Below are 15,436 nucleotides of genomic sequence, written 5' to 3' on the forward strand. Positions count from 1 at the left end.
GGCTAATTTTGCGACAACGACGTGGCGGAGCAGCGGTGTGACGTGCACCGAGTGCAGGGATCCGATAGCGGCGCGTCACGCCGAGAGCGGTTCGGCCCCCTCGTCGACCGCCGCCGCCACGTCCGGGTACACCTCGAACAGACGGCGTACGCCGAGGGCGCCGAGCACCCTGTTGACGTGGGAGCCGTCCACGGCCCCCTGGGCGGGCAGTATCAGGCGCAGGCTGCCCTGGCAGGAGCGGATGAGGCGGCGGGAGCCGATGAGCACGCCGACGCCGCTGGAATCGCAGAACAGCACCTCGGAGAGGTCGAGGACGAGACTGTGCCGGCCCTCGGCCACCACGTCGTGCACCCGCTGACGCAGCACGGGCGACGTCACCAGGTCCAGCTCGCCCGACACTTGGAGCACGGCCCACTCGCCCTGCTTGTCGCCGGTCACGTAGAACGCCACCACCAGGCCCTTCGTTCGCCGGAAACGGAAGCCTTACCTACGCTTCCTTGCAGCGCGGCTGCCCAGCGGCAGTTCCCCGAAACCAGGTACTGGAAACGGAAACCAATCAGAACAGGCTTGTTCCAGTCGTATTCGATCCTGTTCGATCGAGTCTGATCGCCCCGGGAGTGGGTAGGCGCGCGATGGCACAGGGGCCGGAACCGGGCCTGGAAGGTCCACTACCACCTGCGCCTCTTCGGAGAGCGCCCATTGCCACAAAGGGGCGTGCGTTGTCAGAGGTGCCGACTACATTCGAGATGACGGTGGACGCAGGCCGTACCGGAGAAGAGCAGGGTGAGGGGGCCGTATGGCGAAGAAGGACGCGCCGCCCCGCTGGGACCGCAAGATGCAGCAGCGGCTCGCACGCGGAGAGGCGGCGGCCCTCGGTGAGCTGTACGACCGCTTCGCTTCGCTGGTGCACGGCCTCGCCCACCGCGTCCTCGGCGACGAGCGCGCAGCCGACGGCATCACCAGGGAAGTCTTCGCCCATGTCTGGCAGCATCCGGAGGCGTACGACCCCAAGCAGGGCCCGCTGCGCTCCTGGGTCGCCACGCTGACCCATCGCCTGGCCGTGCAGCGGCTGCGCGCCACCGAGACCGCCGCCCTCACCCGGGGTGGCGGCTCCACCGAGGACCTGGAGCGCAAGGTCCGCCAGGCCTCCGTCGCCGCCCGCGCCGACTACATCGTCCAGGCCATGCCCGTCCCCCTGCGCACCGCCCTGGAGCTGGCCTACTTCCAACGCCGCGACTACCGCCAGACCGCCGCCGACCTCGGCGTCACCGAGGACGAGGCCCGCCGCCGCCTCCGCCTCGGCCTGCAACTCCTGTCCACCGCCCATGACGCCGGCGCCCCCGGGGCGCCGCCGGGATACGGGGGTGCCGTGTGACCGGGCCGGAGCGGTTCGAGGCGTTCGACGAACACGAGGGATACGGCGACGCCGGGTACGACGGCTACGACGGCCCCGGCAACGAGAAGGAGCAGCACGGAGTCCCGGACGACGAGGGCCGCCCGGAGGTGACCGAGCCCGGCGGCCCGGGCAACGCGGACGGATCCGACGGCCCGGGCAACGGCGGCGGAGAGGACCCCGGCCGTGGGCAAGGCCCCGGTCACCCGCCCCGCATACCCCTGCCGCGCTCCTCCGTCGAGGACAACGGACGGCCGCTGCCGTCGCTGGAGGAACTGGGCGACCTGGCGCCGCGGCCCGCCCCGCTGACGCTGGAGCACCACGTCCTCAAGGCGCTGCTCGGCGCGTGGGCGCTGGCCGCCTGTTCGCCGGAGGAGGCGGCGGCCGTCGAGGACCACCTCGGCAGCTGCGGCACCTGCGCCGACGAGGCGCTGCGGCTGCGGGAGGCGGTCGGGCTGCTGCACCCCGCGGAGAGCCTCGACCTCGACCCGGGCCTGCGCACCCGCGTCCTGGCGGTCTCCTTCGACCGGCGGCCACCCCGCATCCCGGTGCCCGAGTGGGCCGGTCCCTACGACGCCGAGACCGCCCGTCTCGACGCCCTGCTGCAGGACATAGGGGACGCCGAGTGGCACGCGCCCGTGCGGCTGCGGTGGTTCGAGGCCGACAAGGAGACGACCCGGCGTACGACCGTCGCCGGGGTCATCGCGCACCTGCTCACCGTCGACGGCCTCGTCGCGCTCGCCCTCGGACTGGACGACCCCCTGGGCGACATCCCGTCCGCGGCACCCACCCCCGCCGAGCGCACGGAGGCGTACTGGGCGGCCTCCCACTTCCCGCCCACCCGGTCCGTGCGGGGTCCCTGGCGGGAGCAGAGCCATGACCTCGTGCGGACCGTGTCCTTCACCGGCAGCAGCTCCGGCTCGCTACCGGTGTCGTACGGCACCTTCGAGCTGCCGCTGCGGGACGCGATGCTGGACCGGGCGTTCGAGTGCTGGGTCCACGCGGAGGACATCGCCGAGGCGGTCGACTACCCGTACGAGCCGCCCGCGCCGCGTCATCTGCACGGCATGATCGACCTCGCGGCGCGGATGCTGCCGCAGGTTCTGGCCGCCCGTCGCCGTGATGGCCGCCGGCATCTGGTTCCGGTGGGCGAGCCCGGCCGCAGCCTGCGGCTGGAGATCGAGGGGCTGGGCGGCGGAGAGTGGCTGATTCCCCTGGATTCACCGGGGGTGGGCTCCGCCGAGTACGAGGTCGCCCATGTTGCGCTGGACGGCGTGGAGTTCTGCCGGTTGGCGGCAGGACATGTGCCTCCGGCGGAGGCGGCGGCTGGGCAGATCGGTGACCGGGAGGCGATCAGAGATGTGCTGTTCGCGGCGGCGAGCTTGAGCCGGATGTAGGGGCGGGTTGCGGTCTCGGAGGCGGGTGCGGGTGCGTGGGGGTTGTTCGCGCAGTTCCCCGCGCCCCTGAAGCACGTGCAGTGGACGCCCCCTTAGGGGCGCGGGGAACTGCGCGACCAGCCCACGACTACCCGCACCCGCCCGCACGAGAACCCCCCGACCCCCTAGGCGAACACAACCGTCCGTCGCCCATTGAGCAGAATCCTCCGCTCCGCATGCCACTTCACCGCCCGCGCCAGCGCCTGGCACTCCACATCACGCCCCACCGCGACCAGCTGATCCGGCGTGACGTCATGCCCCACCCGCTCGACCTCCTGCTCGATGATCGGCCCCTCGTCGAGATCCGCGGTGACGTAGTGCGCGGTCGCCCCGATCAGCTTCACGCCCCTCGCATGGGCCTGGTGATACGGCTTCGCGCCCTTGAAGCTCGGCAGGAAGGAGTGGTGGATGTTGATGATGCGGCCGCTGAGCGCCTTGCAGAGGTCGTCGGAGAGGACCTGCATATAGCGGGCCAGCACCACCAGCTCGACGTTCTCCTCGCGCACCAGCTCCAGCAGCTGCGCCTCGGCCTGCGGCTTGTTGTCCTTCGTCACCGGAATGTGGTGGAAGGGAATGTCGTACGAGCCCACCAGCTCGGCGAAGTCGGTGTGGTTGGACACCACCGCGGCGATCTCCACCGGCAGCGCCCCGATCCGGGCCCGGAACAGCAGGTCGTTCAGGCAGTGGCCGAACTTGCTGACCATCAGGACGACGCGCGTCTTCTCGTCGGCCCGGTTGATCTGCCACTCCATGTGGAAGGAGTCACCGATCGCCGCGAAGCTCGCCCGCAGCTTGTCCACGGTCACCGGCGCCTCCGCCGAGAAGTGGACGCGCATGAAGAACAGTCCCGTGTCGTGGTCGCCGAACTGCTGGCTGTCCTCGATGTTGCAGCCGGTCATGAAGAGGTAGCTCGACACGGCGTGCACGATGCCCTGCTTGTCGGGGCAGGACAGGGTGAGGACGTACTGGTCGGGCGCGACCGCGGGTCGGTTGGACTGCTCGTTCATGCAGGACAGGGTCCCATATCGGCCCAGCCTCGGCGGACCCCGTCCGCTACGCGGACCTCGTCATGATCTGCAGCACCTCGAGACTCCGGGGAGGCGCATCAGGGTCGTCCCCGTCACTCGCCGAGAGGCGCACATGCGCGTCCCGGGCCGCCCGTACCGCCTCCGGCCACGCCTGGTTCTCCAGATAGGCGGAGACCGGGGCGTCCGGCCCGACCTGGTGCATGATCCGCAGCACGCGCAGGACGGCGGTGTCGACGAGCGCCGCCTCCTGGGAGTCCCGGAAGATCGTGCCCACGTATTTCTCGGCGGACCAGTTGTCCAGCCAGGTGTCTTCGACCAGGCGGTACACGGCGTCGGTGACGTCTCCGTACCCGTCGACTCCGGCGAGCCAGACCTCTCGCTGGAACACCGGATCGGAGAGCATGTGCAGCGCGGAGCGCACATTGCTGCGCCAGCGCCACCACGGCATGTCGTTCAGTGGCATGCCGCCCATGGTGGAGGAGCGACGGCCGCGACGGGAAGAGTTCTCCGAACCTTGCACGGTCACCGATCGTACGTTCTTTCTCATACGACTCTCAGGGGCCCTCGTAATTCACCTTCACGTCACCTAACGTTGACCGAAGGTCACTCCCGGGTTAGTGATGTGGCGGAATCGTGCGTGCCCATGACCGGCAGGCGCCACCATCGCAAGACCCATCTCCCCACATTCACCCGACCCGTCAGAACCACCGTGCGCAGAGCGGCGGCCCTGGTCGCGTGTGCGTCGCTCGCCGTCGGTTGCGGGGTCGTCCCCGGTGTCTCGGGGGGCGCCGGGGACAACTACGTCACCGTCATGACCTGGGCACCGAGCGAGACGGGCGCCACGAACAAGCCCGGCATGCCCGCGCTCGCCCTCGCCTACGCGCGCTGGGTCAACGCAGGCGGCGGCATCAACGGCCACAAGCTCAGGGTCCTGATCTGCAACGACCACAACGACACCGTGGACGCGGCCAACTGCGGCCGACGCGCGGTCAAGGAGAACGTCGTCGCGGTCGTCGGCTCCTACAGCCAGTACTCCGACTCGTTCTTTCCGCCCCTGGAGGGCGCGGGCATCCCGTACATCGGCGGCTACGGCCTCACCGAGTCCGAGTTCACCAGCCCGCTGTCCTACCCGGTCAACGGCGGCCAGCCCGCTCTGCTGGCCGGCCTCGGGCAGGCGCTCGCCAAGGACTGCGGGCGCGTCTCCCTGGTCCGGCCCGACACCATCGCGGGTGACGAGCTGCCCGCGATGTTCAACTCCGGCCTGAAGGCGGGCGGACACGCGCCGGCCGGCAATCAGCTGGCCAAGGACGACGCCACCGAGTACTCGGCCCCGGCCGAGCGGGCCCTCGAGTACGCCACCGCCGACTCGACGGAAACCGGCTGTGTGGTACCTGCCCTCGGCGACCGCACCAGCACCTTCATGGACTCCTTCCGGCGCGCCCGCGCGGACTACCCCGACGTACGAGCGGGCACCGTGCTCGGCAACGTCGACCAGTCGGTGATCAACCAGAGCGGCGGTGCTTCGTCGCCGTACGAGGGGTCGTTCACCACGGGCTGGTACCCGGTCTCCACCGACAAGCGGTGGGCCCAGATGAAACAGGTCATCAACAAGCACGCGTTCGGCGACAACCGCATCGACGCCGGGGATGTCGGCGTGCAGACCACATGGATCGCCTACACCGTGTTCAAGGCGGTCGTGGAGTCACTCGGCGACGGCGAGGTGAGCGCCGACTCCGTGCGCAAGGCCCTCGACGGCGGCCTCAAGGTCTCCACGGACGGGCTCACACCGACCCTGCGCTGGCAGTTCCAGGACAAGCTCGCCTCCATCGGCCTCCCGCGCATGGTGAACGCCGATGTGACCCTCCAGGTCGTACGCGATGGCCAGCTCGTCGCGGCACGCAAGGGCTTCACCGACATGACGGACACGCTGAAGCAGGCGGATGTGAGCTGACCGGTGGAGCCGGCCGGCTCGTGTGCACCACTCCCACACGGCCGGTCGGCTCCGGCCGTCACAGCTGGGTCGGCTGGCGCTGGGTCAGGCCGTACGTCTTGGCGATCGCGTTCCACAGCTGGGCCGCCTTGGCCTTCTGCGCGGTCGCGGTGCCGCTCGCGCGATTGCCGGCGGCGGTCTGGCCGGTGGTGCGGGCCTGGCCCTTCTTGCAGAGATTGCCCTTCTTGGCCGCGACCTGGTCGGCCCACGCCGCGTAGTGGTTGTCGGCCGACGCCGACGCCTGCCATGCGCTGTTGAGGGCCGAGGTCAGCGCGGCATGGTTCGGGAGCTTGTCGACGGACAGCTTCGACAGGCTCGTGACCAGGCCGGTGCGCTGCTTGGCCGCGTCGCGCAGGTCAGCCGCCGCCTGCCCCATGTTCTTGCACGTCTTCACATCGGCGACCGCGTTGATCACGGTGGCCCGGCTGTCGCCGCTGTCGGCCAGCAGCTTGTCCAGCGCGATGGCCTGCTGCTCGGCCACGTCGGCGGACGGCGATGCGGAACCCTCGGTCGCCGGGGCAGTGGCGGACACCGGCTGGTTCTTGTCGTCGCTCTGGTCGTCGCCGCCACCGCCCGCGAGCAGCGCGCCCGCGCCGACACCGAGGACGGCGATGCCGACCCCGACGGCCGCGATGAGCGGCACCCGCGAGCCGCTACGACCACCGCGGCCACCGCGCCCGCGGTGGTCGTCGGCGCCGGGCGGGACGTAGGCGGGCTGGGGGTGCGCCGGTGCCTGCGGCGGCTCGAAGCGGGGCAGCTGCTGGGTGGCCGCGGCGGGATGCTCCGCCCGCGGCTCGCTGCGGAAGAGGCTGTCGAACTCGGCGAGCGGCTGCCGGTCCTGCCCGGCCGCCACGGGCGGGATGTACTGCGTCGCCTCGGCATCGGGATTGGCCGGCGGCAACGGTCCCGGGTTCTGCTGCGCCCGCCCCAGGTAGCGGGTCTCCTCACCGGCCGCCCCGGCAGGCACCTCGGGCGGCAGCGCACCGGGCCCCACCGGCGGGATGTACTGCGTCGCACCCTCATCGCCGGGGCCGGAAGGCGCCGCGGCGACGGGCGGTATGTACTGCGTCGCCCCGTCCGGCAAGGCATGCGCGGGCGCACCCCCACCAGCAACCGGCGGTATGTACTGGGTCGCCCCGTCCGGCAAGGCATGCGCGGGCGCACCCCCACCGGCAACCGGCGGTATGTACTGGGTCGCGCCGTCGTCGGCGGGCGGCAACGGCGCGCCGAAGCTCCCGGATCCGGCAGGCGGCAGAGGCGCGGCGGCACCGGAGCCGTACGCGCCGGGGGCCGGGCCGCCGTAGCCATCGGCTGCGGTCGGGGGCTGGGGCTGGGCAGCCGCTGGAGGGCCGTAGCCGGGCGTGGGCGGCTGGACCGACCCGGAAGGGGAGGCGGCCCCGTATCCGCCGGCCTCCGCGGGCGGCAGAGCGCCACCTGCCGCATGCCGGCCCTGACTGCCGCTCGGGGACTGGCCGTTCGGCGCGTGAGAGGTGTACGACGACTCGGCGGACGGGGCCTGCGAGGTGTACGACGGCTGCTGCGCGCCCGGCATCTGGGGTGCCTGCGCGTGTGACGTGTACGACTGCTGAGGTGCCGGCTCCTGCGGCGCATACGTCGGCTGCGCACCCGGTCCCGGCAGCGCCTCACCGCCGTATGCCGCCTCCTGCCTCGGCTGCGGCTGGGCCGGGATGGCGTTGGCCTGGTCCGGTGTGCCCCAGGCGGCCGGTGCCTGCTGCTGGTACGGCTCCGGGGAGCCCCATGGCTCGGTGGGGCCGGAGTCCCAGCCCTGGCCCTGCGGTGGGGGCGGGGGCTGGTGCTGGTCGGGGCCCCAGGGGGTGCCCCAGGCCTGGCCCTCGGGCGGCGCCGCCGCCGGAGCCGGGGCGGGGGTCGGCGGGACGGGGCGGCCGTACTGCGGACCGCCCTGTCCGTTCGTCATGCCCGGCAGCAGGGGCTCGCCACCGTCCGATGGCAGCACGATGCCTTCGCGCGCTTGCCGCGGCGAGGGCTCCTCGCCCTGTCCACTCTGCGTCACCGGGACTCCTACGAATGGGGGACCTTCGGAATCGTCGGCTCACGCTACCGGGTCCCCGGAGCCCGGTGCCATGCAGCACAGGACGTGACCTCCTTCCCTGTGACCGCCGTAACAAAACCGGGCTCTCATCCGCTATATATGCCCCTCCTTCACCACCAGCGCCTTTGTTTCCCACACGTTCACGCGGGCGTATCCGCGTCTTTCATGCCGCCGCCTGCAACTCCAGCCGCGCCCCGAACTCCCTTACCACCGGCTCGTCCCGGAACGGCTCCAGCCGCTGCTGGAAGTCCTCCAGGTACTCGGCGCCCCGGTTGGAGCGCAGGGTCTCCAGCAGTGCCACGGCCTTCAGTCCCGTGTGCACGGCCTGTTCGACCTCGCGCTGCTGGACCTGTGCGGTGGCCAGCAGGACGTAGCCGATCGCCCGGCGCCGCGCCCGCGACTCGGGCAGCCCGGACAGGCACTCCTCCGCCCGCCGTGCCGCCGCCTCGGCCTGCCCCAGGTCACGGTGGCAGTGCGCCAACTCGTCGGCCAGATAGGCCTCGTCGAAGTGCGCGATCCACGCCGGGTCGTCGCCGGAGGACGGGTCGGCCGACTCCAGCGCGCTCACCGCACGCCCCGACGCCGCGTGGGCGGCCCGCGCGTCCCCCATCAACGCGTGCCCCCGGGCCTCGGCCGCGTAGAACATGGCCTCCGCGCGCGGGGTGACGCGACCCCGCGCCCCCTCCTGCGCCGCCCGCGCCAACTGCGCGATCTCCCGCGGATTTCCGAGCTGCGCGGCGAGATGGCTCATGGACGCGGCGAGCACATACCCGCCGTACGCCCGGTCGCCCGCCGCCTGCGCGAGCCTCAGCGCCTGGATGTAGTAGCGCTGGGCCAGGCCCGGTTGCCCGGTGTCGATGGCCATATAGCCCGCAAGCTCCGTCAAACGGGCCACCGCTGCGAAGAGTTCACGCCCCACGGCCTCCCGGTACGACCCCGCCAGCAGGCCGGAGACCACGCTGTTCAGGTAGTGCACGACCACCGGGCGCACATGCCCGCTGCCGTACTGGTGGTCCAGGTCGACCAGCGCCTGGGTCATGGCCTTCACGGCCGCCACGTCGGACTCCCCCACCCGCGGGCCCGCCGAGCGCGCCACCTGCGAGTCGGGCGAGGAGATCAGCCAGTCCCGGCTCGGCTCCACGAGCGCGGACGCGGCGACGGAGGAGCCGGAGAGGAAGTCCCGCCGGCCGACGTCACTGCGCCACAGCTCACAGACCTGCTCGATGGCGCCCAGTACCGTCGGCGAGAACTGGAGGCCGACGCCCGAGGCGAGGTTCTTGCCGTTGGCCATGCCGATCTCGTCGATCGTGACCGTACGGCCCAGCTTGCGCCCCAGCGCCTCGGCGATGATCGCCGGAGCGCGTCCGCGTGGCTGCTGTCCGCGCAGCCAGCGGGCGACGGACGTCTTGTCGTAGCGCAGGTCGAGGCCGTGTTCGGCACCGCACATGTTCACTCGGCGGGCCAGCCCGGCGTTGGAACAACCCGCTTCTTGAATGAGCGCCTGCAGCCGTTCGTTCGGCTGCCGCGCGACGAGAGGCCTTGCGGCCATGGCGTACCCCCTGTGGCTGCGGTGCCTGCCCACGCACCGAGTTGATGTGTCTTCCCTGACCCGGCGCCTTCCGGTGAGCGAAAGGATCCGGCCGTGAAGATCAATGCCCCGCCGACATGACGAAAATGCGAGGCTTGCGAGGATTGCCGGGGTAAAGGCCGAAGCCGACCCCACTCGTGGCTACCCAGCTGAGGCCACAGATCCTCCTGCGCGCCCCCACACATGCACCCATGCGCCCCAGTTGCGGAATCAGTGCTCCTCCCCAGCGCGCGCTACAGCCGTAACCGGAGGTGGGCGCGGGAGTTGTGATGAGCGTGGAAGAGACGATCGCGAGCACCGAAGCCGCCCAGATTCCGAAGCAGCGTGGGGAATCGCTGCTGGACACCGCCGTTCGCTACGCCGAGGAGCGCCACTGGGACGTCTTCCCGGGGGCCTGGCTGGAAGCCGTCGACGGGGTGCAGCGCTGCTCGTGCGGCGATGTCGCGTGCGCCGCGCCCGGCGCGCATCCGACGCGGCCGGACTGGGCGACGCAGGCGACGGGCAGTGCGACCGTTGCGCGCCGGATGTGGCAGAAGCAGCCGACGGCGTCGATCCTGCTGCCGACGGGGCGTACGTTCGACGCGATTTCCGTTCCGGAGACGGCGGGGTTTCTGGCGCTGGCCCGGATGGAGCGGATGGAGCTCACGCTGGGGCCGGTGACGCTGACTCCGGATCGGCGGATGGAGTTCTTCGTGCTGCCGGGGGCCGCGGCGAAGGTTCCCGACCTGGTGCGCAAGCTGGGGTGGGCGGTCGCTTCGCTGGATCTCGTGGCGCTCGGGGAGGGTGCGTGGGTGGCTGCGCCTCCTACGCGGTTCGGGTCTCGGGGGGCTGTGCAGTGGGCTTGTCGGCCTACGCCGGCGAATCGGTGGTTGCCGGATGCGGAGGAATTGATCTCGCCGCTTGCCTATGCGTGTGGGCGGGATCGGTAGGTCGGCGGCTGCGGGTCGTCTGTGGCTGGTCGCGCAGTTCCCCGCGCCCCTTCTCGGCGTTGCCCCACCGTAGGGTTCAGGCATGACGTCTGCTGTTGTGGTGCGTGGGCTCTGGAAGCGGTTCGGGCAGCAGGTTGCCGTTGCCGGGGTTGATCTTGAGTTGCCTGCCGGGAAGTTCATCGGGCTCGTCGGCCCGAACGGTGCCGGGAAGACCACCACCCTCTCCATGGTCACCGGGCTGCTCCGGCCCGATCAGGGGTCCGTCGAGGTCGTCGGGCATGACGTGTGGCGGGATCCGGTCGAGGTGAAGGCGCGGATCGGGGTGCTGCCTGAGGGACTGCGGCTGTTCGAGCGGCTGTCGGGACGGGAACTGCTCGGCTACACCGGTCGGTTGCGAGGGCTGCCCGGTGCCGAGGTGGACAAGCGGGCGACGCAGTTGCTGGATGTGCTGGATCTTGCCGGGGCCCAGCACAAGCTGGTCGTCGACTACTCGACCGGGATGCGGAAGAAGATCGGGCTCGCGACGGCGCTGCTGCACAATCCCGAAGTGCTGTTCCTGGACGAGCCGTTCGAGGGCGTCGACCCGGTGTCCGCGCAGACCATCCGGGGTGTGCTGGAGCGGTACACCGGCTCCGGGGCGACCGTCGTCTTCTCCTCGCATGTGATGGAGCTCGTGGAGTCGCTGTGCGACTGGGTGGCCGTGATGGCCGCCGGGCGTATCCGGGCGCACGGGCCGCTGGCCGAGGTGCGGGGCGACGCCGCCTCGCTCCAGCAGGCGTTTCTGGAGCTCGTGGGGGCGAACGGGCGGAACGCCGGGTCCGATCTCGACTGGCTGGGCGGCGGGGCACGATGACCGCCGACATCACCCCGGTCGTCGTACGGCTGAAGCTGTCGCTGCTGCGCAACGGGCTACGGCAGTCCGGTGGGCGCAAAGCCGCCTACATCGCGTCCGCCGTCGTCGCGCTGCTCTTCGCCGCACTGCAACTGCTGGGGCTGATCCTGCTGCGCGGCAACGAGCATGCGACGTCGGTGGTCGTGCTCCTCGTCGCGGTGCTGGCGCTGGGCTGGGCGGTGATGCCGCTGTTCTTCCCCAGCGGCGACGAGACCCTCGACCCCACCCGCCTGGTGATGCTGCCGCTGCGTCCCGGGCCGCTCGTGCGGGCGCTGCTGGTGGCCTCGCTGGTGGGCATCGGGCCGCTGTTCACGGTGTGCATGCTCGCCGGTTCCGTCGTCGCGGTGGCGCACGGGGGTGTGGCGTACGTCGTCGGAGTCGTCGGTGTGGTGCTGGCGCTGCTGGTGTGCGTGGCCCTCGCGCGGGCCGTCGCCGCCGCCAACATCCGGTTGCTGACCAGCCGCAGGGGCCGTGATCTCGCGGTGCTCAGTGGTCTGGTGATCGCCGTCGGGGCGCAGCTCGTCAACTTCGGGGCGCAGCGGCTGGGTTCGGCCGGGCTGGGGCAGCTCGACCCCTTCGCCGACGTGCTGAAGTGGGTGCCGCCCGCGTCGGCGATCGGGGCGGCGGACTCGGCGAGCGACGGCTCGTACGGGATCGCTGTTCTGCAACTCGCCCTGAGCGCCCTGGCGTTGTGGCTGCTGCTGCGGCAGTGGTCGGGGCATCTGAACCGGCTGATGACCGCGCCCGACGGGTCCACCCTCCAGAGCGCCGAGGGCGTCGCCCGCGAGCGGACCTCGACCGGACTGTCGCGTTTCCTGCCGGTCGGCCGGACCGGCACGGTCATGGAGCGCAGCCTGCGCTATGTGTGGCGCGACCCCAAGACCAAGGCCGCCTGGGTGACTTCGCTCGCCATCGGTCTGATCGTGCCGCTGTTCAACGCCTTGCAGGGCACCGGCTCGATCTACTTCGCCTGCTTCGCCGCGGGGATGCTCGGCATCCAGATGTACAACCAGTTCGGGCAGGACACCTCCGCGTTCTGGATGGTCGCGATGACGATCTCGTCCACGAAGGATGCGTACGTCGAACTGCGCGCGCGTGCCCTCGCGTTGCTGGTGATCACGCTGCCGTACGCCGCGCTGGTCACCGTGCTGACGACGGCGCTGCTCGGCGACTGGGCCAAGCTGCCCGAGGTGCTGGGGCTGTCCTTCGCGCTGCTCGGCGCGATGCTGGCGACCGGGGCGTGGACGTCGGCACGCTTCCCGTACTCCATCCCGCAGGAGGGCTACAAGAACGTCGCCCCCGGACAGGCCGGACTCGCCTGGATCGCCATCTTCGGCGGCATGGTCGCAGCGGCGCTGCTGTGCGCCCCGGTCATCGGCGTCACGATCTGGCTGAACGTGAGCGCGGACGGCGGCGACTGGACGTGGGTGCTGCTGCCGGTGGGTGTCGCGTACGGGGCCGCTGTCACTTGGCTGGGCCTGAGGCTGGCGGCCCCTCGGACGGCGGAACGACTGCCGGAGATCCTTACGGCGGTTAGCAAGGGCTGACGGAGACTTTTTACTCAGGGCCCTGCGACGCCGTTAAGGGGCGCGGGGAACTGTGCGACAAGCCACGGACTACCCGCACCCGCCAACGAACAGCCCCCGGCAGACGAGAACGCGCCCCAAACTCACAGCTCATTCAAAAACGGCTCAATCGCCGCGCGCCACGCTTCCGGCTGGTCATAGTGGACAAGATGCCCGGCGTCGGCCACCTCCGCGTACTCGCCGAGAGGCAACACGCGCACCATCTCCTGGGCCTCGGCCCGCCCCAACTCCCCATCAAGCCCGCGGACGACCAGGGCCGGGCACTGCACCTGGGCCAGCTCCTCCCAGTGCGCGTCGTACACCCACGTCTCCCGGGACTTGAGCATCTGGTCGGGTTCGAAGACGGGCCGCCAGCCGTCGGACGACTCGTGCATCACCTCGGCGTAGAACTCGCCGCGGGACGGAATGGGCCGCTCCACCCAAGGGTCGTCCTCACCGAACCACTTGCGGACATCGGCGAGGGTGGCGAACGGAACGGGCCAGGACTTGAACCACTGGGCCCACTCCCGCTGCGAGGCCGCGCCGAGTGCGGAGGCCCGCATATCGCAGATGATCACTCCGCGGACCAGATCGGGGCGCCTGGCGGCGAGTTGCCAGGCGGTCAGGGCGCCCATCGCATGGCCGATGAGGACGGCCGGGCCGAGGCCGAGCTGTTCGAGGGCGGCCTCGGCGTCCTCGACATAGGCCTCGCGGGTGAAGGAGGCCTGCGGGGGCTTGTCGCTCTGGCCGTGGCCGCGCTGGTCGAGCGCGACGGCGCGATGGCGTCCGGAGAGCCAGCGGGCGGTGGAGGCCCAGTGCGAGGCGCGGCCCATCAGGCCGTGGAGTAACAGCACGCCGGAGAAGCGGTCCTGTTCGCCGGTGCCGGGCGGCTGGTCCGGGGCCTGGTCCGGGGCCTGGTCCGTGTGCCCTGTTGCGTGCGCCGGGTCGGGCTTGGGAGGGTCGCCGAACTCCCAGGCCGCCAGGCGTACGCCGCCCGCCCCGGTCACGTCGATGCGCCGCGCCATGGATCCTGGCACCCCCCTAGCTCCGCTCGGACCGCTCGCTCCCGCTCGAGCCGACCGGTCCTGTGAACCGTGTCCTGCCTGCCGTGGTACCACTCTCTGCCGGGGCCGGTCGGGGCCCTCGCTCATCTGCCGACATGCCGCGCCTACTGGTGAAGCGCAGGTTCCGCATGCCGTGTCACCCTCAGACTATCGAATACACATTCGAAGATGCCGGGTCTGCCGGTAACACCCCTCGTACGAGTGACCTCGGTCAGGGATTGACCGCCCGCGGCGAGGGGAGATCTTCTGCGGGAGGCGGACCGCTCGGGGAAAACGGTCCGAGGGGAATGACCCTGGGAGCTCGGGGCTCCGGGTCAACACAGGGGAGGACAGGCCCCGGCGCCACACGGCGCCGGGGCCCTCTCCACTTCTACGGCACATCCTCCCCGCCCCCTCCCCGGCCGGACGACATCGCTGTCGCACCACTGCCAAGAATCCCTCAGGTCATATGCCTCACGCGACAGCCTCGCACGTGAACCGTCCGAGCGCTGCAATTCGACGCAGTGAATCCTGGAAACGGCAAGATCACCACGGTGCCGCTGACCGCTTCTCCGCCCTCGGACGCCAACAGCTCCCGGCGCTCGGTCAGCGCTTGGCGACGAACACGTGGGAGGCCACGTCCGACTCCAGCTCGGCCGCCTCGCCGCCACTGCCCACCAGCACCCCGCCGGCCGACTCCGTCACGCTCACCACCGAGCCGGGCTGCACGCCCGCGCGGCGCAGCGTGTACATCAACTGTGCGTCCGTCTGGATCGGCTCGCCGATACGGCGCACCACGACCGTCTTGCCCTCCGTCCCCGGGTCCAGGTCGGCCAGCGACACCATGCCCTCGTCCAGGAACGGATCGGCGCCGTCCTTCTCGCCCAGCTCCTCCAGGCCCGGGATCGGATTGCCGTACGGCGACTCGGTGGGGTGGCGCAGCAGCTCGAGCACGCGCCGCTCCACGGCCTCACTCATCACGTGCTCCCAGCGACACGCCTCGGCGTGCACCTGCTCCCACTCCAGCCCGATCACGTCGACGAGCAGGCACTCCGCCAGGCGGTGCTTGCGCATCACGCGCGTCGCCAGCCGGCGGCCCTCGTCCGTGAACTCCAGGTGCCGGTCGCTGGCGACGGACACCAGTCCGTCCCGCTCCATCCGTGCCACGGTCTGGCTGACCGTCGGCCCGCTCTGGTCCAGCCGCTCGGCGATCCGGGCGCGCATGGGGACCACACCTTCCTCCTCCAGCTCGAGGATGGTGCGGAGATACATCTCCGTGGTGTCGATCAGTCCGGACATACGTGCCCCTCGTGAGATCTGCCGGAAGCACGACAGCTTCCCGGCGCGTGCGCTGGCCCTGGCTTCAATTCTGCCGGATACCACTGACAAGCGTGCCGTGCCGGTGAAACCGGGGGTTGCGGCGGCGCGGAACGGGAGTGTGATGCGCGTGGCGGGGGGGCGGCGATCTTGGTACTCGACGTGGTGGGACCCGGTCGCCTAG

13 protein-coding genes are annotated in these 15,436 nt (G+C 71.0%); 6 read left to right on the top strand and 7 right to left on the bottom strand.

Annotated features, from left to right (window positions below):
* Nucleotides 1-75 precede the first annotated feature (75 nt).
* Nucleotides 76-456 (bottom strand): STAS domain-containing protein, encoded by a 381-nt coding sequence (locus QQY66_RS20815; protein WP_210582594.1) that lies wholly within the window; start codon nucleotides 454-456, stop codon nucleotides 76-78.
* A gap of 340 nt (nucleotides 457-796) precedes the next feature.
* On the opposite strand from QQY66_RS20815, the gene QQY66_RS20820 reads away from it, so the two are divergent.
* Nucleotides 797-1,375, top strand: a complete 579-nt coding sequence (locus QQY66_RS20820) for a sigma-70 family RNA polymerase sigma factor (protein ID WP_301981853.1) — start codon at nucleotides 797-799, stop codon at nucleotides 1,373-1,375.
* Nucleotides 1,372-2,790 (top strand): maleylpyruvate isomerase N-terminal domain-containing protein, encoded by a 1,419-nt coding sequence (locus tag QQY66_RS20825; protein WP_301981854.1) that lies wholly within the window; start codon nucleotides 1,372-1,374, stop codon nucleotides 2,788-2,790. The genes QQY66_RS20820 and QQY66_RS20825 overlap by 4 nt, the downstream gene beginning before the upstream one ends.
* Before the next feature lie 164 nt (nucleotides 2,791-2,954).
* On the opposite strand, the gene purU is transcribed toward QQY66_RS20825, so the two are convergent.
* Entirely contained in the window at nucleotides 2,955-3,836 is an 882-nt protein-coding gene (gene purU, locus QQY66_RS20830; RefSeq protein ID WP_301981855.1) for a formyltetrahydrofolate deformylase, read from the bottom strand.
* Nucleotides 3,837-3,882: 46 nt separating this feature from the next.
* On the bottom strand, nucleotides 3,883-4,383 hold the full coding sequence (locus tag QQY66_RS20835) for a hypothetical protein (protein ID WP_301981856.1): 501 nt from the start codon (nucleotides 4,381-4,383) through the stop codon (nucleotides 3,883-3,885).
* Nucleotides 4,384-4,500: 117 nt separating this feature from the next.
* Here QQY66_RS20835 and QQY66_RS20840 point away from each other — a divergent pair, with 117 nt between their 5' ends.
* Complete coding sequence (locus QQY66_RS20840; RefSeq protein ID WP_301981857.1) at nucleotides 4,501-5,808, top strand: ABC transporter substrate-binding protein; 1,308 nt, start codon at nucleotides 4,501-4,503, stop codon at nucleotides 5,806-5,808.
* Between the two features lie 58 nt (nucleotides 5,809-5,866).
* On the opposite strand, the gene QQY66_RS20845 is transcribed toward QQY66_RS20840, so the two are convergent.
* Nucleotides 5,867-7,879 carry a hypothetical protein gene (locus QQY66_RS20845; RefSeq protein ID WP_301981858.1) on the bottom strand — a complete coding sequence of 671 codons (2,013 nt, stop codon included), beginning with the start codon at nucleotides 7,877-7,879 and terminating at the stop codon, nucleotides 5,867-5,869.
* Nucleotides 7,880-8,081: 202 nt separating this feature from the next.
* Nucleotides 8,082-9,467 carry a transcriptional regulator gene (locus QQY66_RS20850; RefSeq protein WP_301981859.1) on the bottom strand — a complete coding sequence of 462 codons (1,386 nt, stop codon included), beginning with the start codon at nucleotides 9,465-9,467 and terminating at the stop codon, nucleotides 8,082-8,084.
* A gap of 305 nt (nucleotides 9,468-9,772) precedes the next feature.
* Between QQY66_RS20850 and QQY66_RS20855 the strand changes: the two genes are divergently transcribed.
* From QQY66_RS20855 to QQY66_RS20865, 3 genes are all read left to right on the top strand, one after another.
* Nucleotides 9,773-10,435, top strand: a complete 663-nt coding sequence (locus QQY66_RS20855; RefSeq protein ID WP_301981860.1) for a bifunctional DNA primase/polymerase — start codon at nucleotides 9,773-9,775, stop codon at nucleotides 10,433-10,435.
* 82 nt (nucleotides 10,436-10,517) lie between these two features.
* Nucleotides 10,518-11,288, top strand: a complete 771-nt coding sequence (locus QQY66_RS20860; RefSeq protein WP_301981861.1) for an ABC transporter ATP-binding protein — start codon at nucleotides 10,518-10,520, stop codon at nucleotides 11,286-11,288.
* Nucleotides 11,285-12,874, top strand: coding sequence for a transporter (locus tag QQY66_RS20865; RefSeq protein ID WP_301981862.1), 1,590 nt, complete (start codon nucleotides 11,285-11,287; stop codon nucleotides 12,872-12,874). The genes QQY66_RS20860 and QQY66_RS20865 overlap by 4 nt, the downstream gene beginning before the upstream one ends.
* A gap of 122 nt (nucleotides 12,875-12,996) precedes the next feature.
* On the opposite strand, the gene QQY66_RS20870 is transcribed toward QQY66_RS20865, so the two are convergent.
* Together QQY66_RS20870 and QQY66_RS20875 are read right to left on the bottom strand one after the other, a co-directional pair.
* Nucleotides 12,997-13,917, bottom strand: a complete 921-nt coding sequence (locus tag QQY66_RS20870; protein WP_301981863.1) for an alpha/beta fold hydrolase — start codon at nucleotides 13,915-13,917, stop codon at nucleotides 12,997-12,999.
* A gap of 624 nt (nucleotides 13,918-14,541) precedes the next feature.
* Nucleotides 14,542-15,234: a metal-dependent transcriptional regulator gene (locus QQY66_RS20875; RefSeq protein WP_301981864.1), complete on the bottom strand. Its 693-nt coding sequence runs from the start codon at nucleotides 15,232-15,234 to the stop codon at nucleotides 14,542-14,544.
* Nucleotides 15,235-15,436 lie beyond the last annotated feature (202 nt).

The organism is Streptomyces sp. DG2A-72, assembly GCF_030499575.1.
Classification (GTDB): Bacteria; Actinomycetota; Actinomycetes; order Streptomycetales; family Streptomycetaceae; genus Streptomyces.

Excerpts from the sequence above, each read along its gene's own strand:
- QQY66_RS20820 (WP_301981853.1), top strand. The coding sequence starts at position 797 with ATGGCGAAGAAGGACGCGCCGCCCCGCTGGGACCGCAAGATGCAGCAG.
- purU (WP_301981855.1), bottom strand. The coding sequence starts at position 3,836 with ATGAACGAGCAGTCCAACCGACCCGCGGTCGCGCCCGACCAGTACGTC.
- QQY66_RS20875 (WP_301981864.1), bottom strand. The coding sequence starts at position 15,234 with ATGTCCGGACTGATCGACACCACGGAGATGTATCTCCGCACCATCCTC.
- QQY66_RS20865 (WP_301981862.1), top strand. The coding sequence starts at position 11,285 with ATGACCGCCGACATCACCCCGGTCGTCGTACGGCTGAAGCTGTCGCTG.
- QQY66_RS20860 (WP_301981861.1), top strand. The coding sequence starts at position 10,518 with ATGACGTCTGCTGTTGTGGTGCGTGGGCTCTGGAAGCGGTTCGGGCAG.
- QQY66_RS20850 (WP_301981859.1), bottom strand. The coding sequence starts at position 9,467 with ATGGCCGCAAGGCCTCTCGTCGCGCGGCAGCCGAACGAACGGCTGCAG.
- QQY66_RS20870 (WP_301981863.1), bottom strand. The coding sequence starts at position 13,917 with ATGGCGCGGCGCATCGACGTGACCGGGGCGGGCGGCGTACGCCTGGCG.
- QQY66_RS20840 (WP_301981857.1), top strand. The coding sequence starts at position 4,501 with ATGACCGGCAGGCGCCACCATCGCAAGACCCATCTCCCCACATTCACC.